The organism is Streptomyces sp. NPDC059895, from assembly GCF_042731035.1.
Lineage (GTDB): Bacteria > Actinomycetota > Actinomycetes > Streptomycetales > Streptomycetaceae > Streptomyces.
Map to the genome: position 1 here is coordinate 1 of NZ_JBHWKO010000106.1, position 6,375 is coordinate 6,375.

General features: G+C 62.4%; 4 protein-coding genes. All 4 read left to right on the forward strand.

What is annotated here, in order from left to right; genetic code table 11:
- The first annotated feature begins 178 nt into the window (after positions 1–178).
- The 4 genes from ACFV9M_RS41555 (at position 179) to ACFV9M_RS41570 (ending at position 6,098) form a co-directional block, all read left to right on the forward strand.
- Positions 179–1,045, forward strand: coding sequence for a GNAT family N-acetyltransferase (locus tag ACFV9M_RS41555; protein WP_385079555.1), 867 nt, complete (start codon positions 179–181; stop codon positions 1,043–1,045).
- A 375-nt stretch (positions 1,046–1,420) separates the two neighbouring features.
- Positions 1,421–3,487, forward strand: a complete 2,067-nt coding sequence (locus ACFV9M_RS41560; protein ID WP_385079558.1) for a helicase HerA domain-containing protein — start codon at positions 1,421–1,423, stop codon at positions 3,485–3,487.
- On the forward strand, positions 3,487–4,887 hold the full coding sequence (locus ACFV9M_RS41565) for a hypothetical protein (RefSeq protein WP_385079561.1): 1,401 nt from the start codon (positions 3,487–3,489) through the stop codon (positions 4,885–4,887). Before ACFV9M_RS41560 ends, ACFV9M_RS41565 begins: the two co-directional genes overlap by 1 nt.
- A complete protein-coding gene (locus ACFV9M_RS41570; RefSeq protein ID WP_385079563.1) occupies positions 4,884–6,098 on the forward strand; it encodes a DNA adenine methylase in 1,215 nt (404 codons plus the stop codon). Before ACFV9M_RS41565 ends, ACFV9M_RS41570 begins: the two co-directional genes overlap by 4 nt.
- The last annotated feature ends 277 nt before the right edge of the window (positions 6,099–6,375 follow it).

A 6,375-nucleotide genomic window follows, 5' to 3' on the forward strand; every position in this document is an offset into this window, starting at 1 on the left:
GCCGCGCCGTCGACCACCGAACGCACAAGACCACCGTCCGGATCGCGATCAACCCCTTGCCAACCACTCCAGACGGCTAACCGAGCGGCATTGCCACTAATCCCGGACCGCCCGATGCGCTCCGGCCCGTCCCACCGACGGGCCGGAGCACCCTCACGTACAGCGCTAAGGTGCCCGCATGCTCTTCCGCTGGGACTGGCTCCGGCCCGTGCTCACCGCACCGGTCGTGCCCACCCTCGGCCCCGTCCACCCGCACGCCCTGACGGCGGACCTCTTCGAAGCCACCCTCCTCGTGGCCGCCGACCGGCGCTTCCTGCCGTACGACAAAGATCGCCGGTGGGGCAACGAGAAGCAGGAGTCCGTCCTCCCTGACGACGTGGTCCACCACCCCGACCACACGCTCATCCCCACTCTGCTGACTCGTGGTCGCGGAGCGGTGAAGGTCTTCGCCTACGGCCACCGGGGCGACATCCTGAACCAGGCCGCCGAACTCGCGGCGAAACTCGCGGCCGTTCACGGAGCAGCCTCTGCTCGTGTTGTCCAGCCACTGGGCCCGGAGACGCCGCATCCACGTGGCGTCCGCATCCAGCTTCAGGACTTCACGGCGCGGCACTGTCCCCCCTCCGCCGGCCCCGTCCGTCGGCTCGAAGACTGGCCCCTCCCCGTCCGCGGCACCTTCACCGCCTTCGCCCAGACGATGGCGGCCGACGGCTTCGGCTTCCTCGACCGTCAGATGAAGACCAAGGGATGCGGCCCGGTCCTCGTGGCCGTGGTGGAGGACCGTGTTGTCGGCGCCATCGGCCCCATGGAGATCTGTCCCGACCCCACGGGTGCTGCCCAGCTCATGCCGCAATACTTCGCCGTGCACCCAGAGGCTCGCGGGCACGGACTCGGCCGGCACCTGTGGCGGGCGGCCATGCACTGGGGCCAGACTTACGGCGCGGTGTACCAGCTCCTCCAGACGGAAGTCCGGGGAGCCTCGGATCACCTCTGTCGCAGCGAAGGGCTCGCCACGCTGGGCTTTCTCCACGACAGGAGGGTCTGACGCAAGCTTGGCACGTTCCTGCTAACGATCAGGCCGCCAGGTGTCAGTGGGACGCGCTACCCTGCTCGCGTGATTGCAGGTGCTCTGCCGAGGCTGCACGAGTTAGGCCACGGAGCATGGGCAGCCAAGTGCAGCTGCGAGTCTGCTCTCCGACCCGCCGCTGCTGGTCGGCCTACGCGAGCTATACCCCAGAGGGGGTCTTGCTGTCTGCCAGGGTTTGGACCAACTCGGCACCTGGCGACCTCACTTGGCACTAGGCTGATCCATCAGTCAGCAGCGCTGCGTTCGTCTTGTGACACTCGGCGCGCTACGGGATTATTGATCTCGGTCAGATGAGCGGGGGTTTCTGGTGGGTGCGTTCGGAGCGGGTGGACAGTGACGGAATTCTTTCCCGGCGTTGGCGCCGGGTCTTTGCTGCGGTCTGAGCTGCTTGCCGATGGTCGGTCGACCCGGATAGGTGCGATTCACCAGATCGACTACGGCCAGGCCGTCGTGTTGACTCACGATCGCTGGAAGTTCGACGCCGGTGGTATTCCGCAGTTCTCGTTCCTCCTCGCGACCGCGCAGGACGTCAACGAGCCACACGTCGACGATGACGAGGTGCTGCTTCTGCGCGTGGAGGGCACGTCGCCGCTGTCGCTTGAGCGCGACCTGCACGCAGTGCGCGAGGAGTCCCTGCGAACGGCTCTGTCTAACAACCAGGACCCATCGCCATCCGCCGTGCTCGATGCGGAGCTCGACCCGTTCACCAAGAACCGCGTGTCGTTCACTGGCGTGCGATGCAAGATCCTCGGCACCTTCTACGAAGACGACGTGGATGGGCAGAAGGTGCTGGAGTTCGGTGCCGACGTGGACAACTTCTACGCCACGTCCACGTACCGAGTCCTGAAGCCTATCGGTGACGGCCTCGCGACGATCGCCTCCTACCTCAAACCGACCGGACGCCCGGTGGAACGCGTACGCATCGGCGCGGTGCGGTACTCCGCTACGCGGCGGCGAGCTAAAGCCGCCAAGCAGGCAGACGCCGCAGTCGAAGTCAACATCCGGGACTTCATTGGCAACAAGACCGCCCTGCTCGGCATGACTCGGATGGGCAAGTCGAATACCGCGAAGATCATTATCGCGCGCACGTTCGTGGTCTCCGAGCGGCAGCGTGCCACAGGGGGTAATCCCATCGGTCAGCTGATCTTTGACCCGCAGGGAGAGTACGCCAACCCGAACACCCAGGATGGCACTGAGATCGCAGCGATTGGCGCGAGCCACGTCCGCATCTTCAAGTTTGGTGCTGACGGATCACAGCCTCACGTTAAGCCGCTCAGTATCAACTTCTTTGCAGAGAACCAGATCGATGCCGTCCAGGGACTCATTGCCAACCAATTGAGTGGCGAGGACTCTGGATATGTAAAGGATTTTGCGGGCGCATCGTATGCCGATGATCCCGCCAACAAGTTCAATGCTCATCCAGGCCGTGCCCGGATGGTGCTTTATGGCGCCTTGATCCGTGCAGGCTTCCCTGTACCTTCGAATTTCGCCGCGCGTACCAACATCAGTGCGGCGTTGCAGTTGAAGGTCGAGCAAGGTATCCAAGGGCAGAAGCCAGTGGTGGGCCTCGGTCGAAAGCCGTTCACTCAAGCGGGCAAAACTGCCAACCTGGTGACCGTAGCTGCCGATGAGATTGAGGCAGTTGTGGACAAGATTGTCCAATTGCGTGAGGCCGGCGATACCGACGCAATCGACTTCACAAAAGACGTGCGTTGGAAGAGCGTTGAGCCGATCTTCACCACGAAGAGCGACAAGCGTAACGTCCGAGGTTGGAAAAATCTGAACCCGTTGCGCCCCTTCCATAGCCCGTTGACACAGCAAGATCCTGCTCTGGAGATCTACAACGAGCTCGTCGAGGGTCGAATAGTCATCGTCGATCTTCACGTTGGTGCCGAGGCGATCACCAAGGTGCTTAGCGAGTCCATTACCCGGCGTCTGCTTTTCAGGCAGACGGAGGTATTTACGTCCGGGAAGGAGCCTCCGCATATTCAGGTAATGCTGGAGGAGGCGCACAATCTCTTTTCGTCTGACCGCTATAAGGACGAGCTCGATGTATGGGTTAAGCTCGCCAAAGAGGCGAGCAAGCTCAATCTCGGAATGACCTACGCAACGCAAGAGGTCTCGGGGGTGGCGCATCAGGTCAAGGCGAATACTGCCAACTGGGTTGTCGCCCATTTGAACAACACGACAGAGGTGCGGGAGCTGGCCAAATTCTACGACTTCGGGGCGTTCTCAGATGCGATCATCGCCTCCGAGGATCGTGGGTACGTGCGGCTCAAGACACTGTCCTCGCCGTACATTGTTCCTGTCCAGATCGATCGATACGACATCGCGCTCGTCAACGAAGCACGAGCAGCGGCTGGTGACCCGCCGTTGACGCTGAACGGTACGGCACTCTGATGCCGTACGAGACCGTCGGCGGGGCTCACGAGATCGCATCGCGGCTGGGGCATTCGGCGGCCGCCATCCGGGCGATCGCGGACCAACGCACCTTCCATGTCCCGGCTGAGACGATCCAGGATCTGGATTCGATCCGCGAGCGAATCCGTGCGCGGAGCGACTTCGCTGCCCCGCCTGCGCCAGACCGACTCACTGCTGCGCTGGCGATCGATGGTTCACACGTCGTTGAGCAGGTTCGCGACGGCCTGCCATCGGTCCTGTACGGGTTTGCACAGGCCGCCGCAGCGTACGTGGACCTCGGAGCCTTGGAATCGCAGCGGGCCGAGCGATTTGTCGACCCGTACAAGATCGAGCGTGCGGTCAACACCGCCATCGTGACGCTGGATCTGCCTGTCGCTGGCGCGTATACGCGTGCCGACGCCGACATCGTGACGTCGTGGCGAGAGGTCATCAATGAGCTATTTCGGCAGAAGAAAATCGACGTTAATCGCCTCGACCAGCCGCTGCTGGATCTGCTCTTCCTTCTCCACGGCGTCCCCGGGGCGCCAGCGGCTACTGTGCCGGTTAACTGTCCGACGCAGGACTGTAAGAAGGACATTCCTGTGCCGCCCGCTGGTGCCGACTGCGACGCGTGCGGCGTGCACCTCTTCCCCACGGACGTGCTCCGTATCCACGAGGAGGTTGGCGAAGAGGGGACGAACCAGTCCGCTCTCGGGCGGCTCATGTCGGTGATCGAGCTGTTGGTGCTGGTCGGGCTGGCGACGCTGTTGTGGGAGCAGTCTCGCCAGAAGACTCTTCCCACGACGCTGTTCATCGTCGATGGCCCACTGGCCGTGTTCGGCACACCAGCAAAGCTGCGCGGGCGAGCCCTTGAATACTTCCAAGCGATGGGCAGGGCCACTCCGGGCAACGCGCCATACGTCTGTGGGATTGAGAAGTCCGGAGTTCTGGTCGACTACGCGCGCCAATTGGCCCGGCATGACATTCTCGAGCCTGGTGACCTGTTGGTATGCGACGAACAGATCATTGCGCGAGTCGTAAACGCCAACAACGCCCGCGCCTACGGTAAGGAGACATACTGGGGCCGCAAGTTCGTGTATCGCGCGCTTGACGGGCGAGTTGTCGTTCCGACCGTGCCACCATCGGTGGGTGCACCGTATGATGCCAACGGCGGTCAGGCTGACCCGGCGGCCTACCCGACGTTGCCTGCAATCCTGGACGTGATCGACCGCACTGGTTCCTCGATGTACGTCGACGGCATCATCCCGGTGGCGGCCGCGCATGGGAAGGCCGCGTTCCCGATCGGAGTGGGCACCGATGTGCTCCGCCTCGTAGCTACCAAACGTCTCGGTCTCGAATCGGCCGGTGGACAAGCGGCTCCGGTACGGTTCACCCCATGATCGAGAATGTGGCTGTGCTACCAGCTGACCCCCTCTGTGATGCTCACGCTGCGCATGTTGCTGCGCCTGCAATCCCGACGCACATTCTCGACAACCCCCGCCCAATCGTTTCACCCCTCGGCATCGTTGACCACGCGCTCATGACGAGCAGGTACCAGTCACCCCTGCGCTATCCAGGAGCAAAGTCTTCCCTCGCGCCGGTGATTGCCCGAATCTTGGATGCCGCCAAGGGTTCGAGGGCCGTTCCGGCAATCAACCTCCTGGTCGAGCCTTTCGCCGGCGGAGCGTCGGCGTCCTTGCGACTAGTTGGCCAGGGGCTCGTCGACCGAGTGCTGCTCGCTGACGTGGATCCGTTGGTGACTGCTTTCTGGCAGACCGCAGCCGCCGATACTGAGGCGCTGATCGACCGTATGCATGACGAGTGGACCCGATACGTCAAGCCGGGTGGAGCAACCGCTGTCGATCGGTGGGACTATTGGCGTTCCTGGGCGCCCACTCGGAAAACGAAGACTGCCGCGGTCCGACTGGAGTTGGCGACACAGTGCCTATTTCTAAACCGCACAACGTTTTCTGGAATCCTTCATGGTAAGGCAGGCCCGATCGGTGGGCGTAAGCAAGAAAGCCCGTACGGCATCGGATGCCGGTGGAATCCGGAAGCCATAGAGGAACGACTTCGATATGTCGGTCACCTTTACGACGTGGGCCGAATCGTCGATGTCTGGCATAAGGACTGGCAACAGACGCTCGATGACGTGCCCAGTTATTACCCGCAGCTGATCCCGTCTCGCGTTGTTGCTTACCTCGACCCGCCCTACATCGAAAAAGCCTCGCACTTGTACCGAACCTCTTTCGACCCCAGGGGTGGATACGGTGGCAACAGGGCTGGCAAGGCGGGATCGGATGACCACATGCTCCACATGCAGCTCGCCGGATATCTGCGGACCAAGGCGCAGTTCCGCTGGCTGCTCAGCTACGACAACAATCCAATGCTGACCGAAAGTACTTGGCTCTATGCGCACACTCGCATGGCGCCTAGCCGCGTGGACCGAGAGATGCTCGGCGTACGCTCGTGGCCCTTGACTAAACGGTTGGTGAAGACGCGCTACAGCGCTAGTGGTAAGACGGGCAAGCGCGATGCCGATGAACTCCTCATCACGACCCTTCCGCCATCCAGTGTCCCCGTAGATCACCAGCTGCGCGAGCTGCCTTGATTGCGCCGCTGGATTGACGGTTGCCACGCGGGGTGGTCTGGCGGGCTCGAAGCGGTCACGAGTGGCCAGTCTGCGTGAGCGATGCGTGAGCGGATGAAATGGCACTGTCTGGATTAGGCATCATGCCGATCGGGGTTGCAGGTTTCTGACCTGGCAAGACAGGATTCTGCGGCACCGCCCGGTGGGCCTTGCCCCCGGAGAGTGGACACCTGTTCGTGTCGTTATGCGGCAAGTGTCAGGGTAGCTGACTGTTGTTCGTAGGCGATCGGTGCCTGTT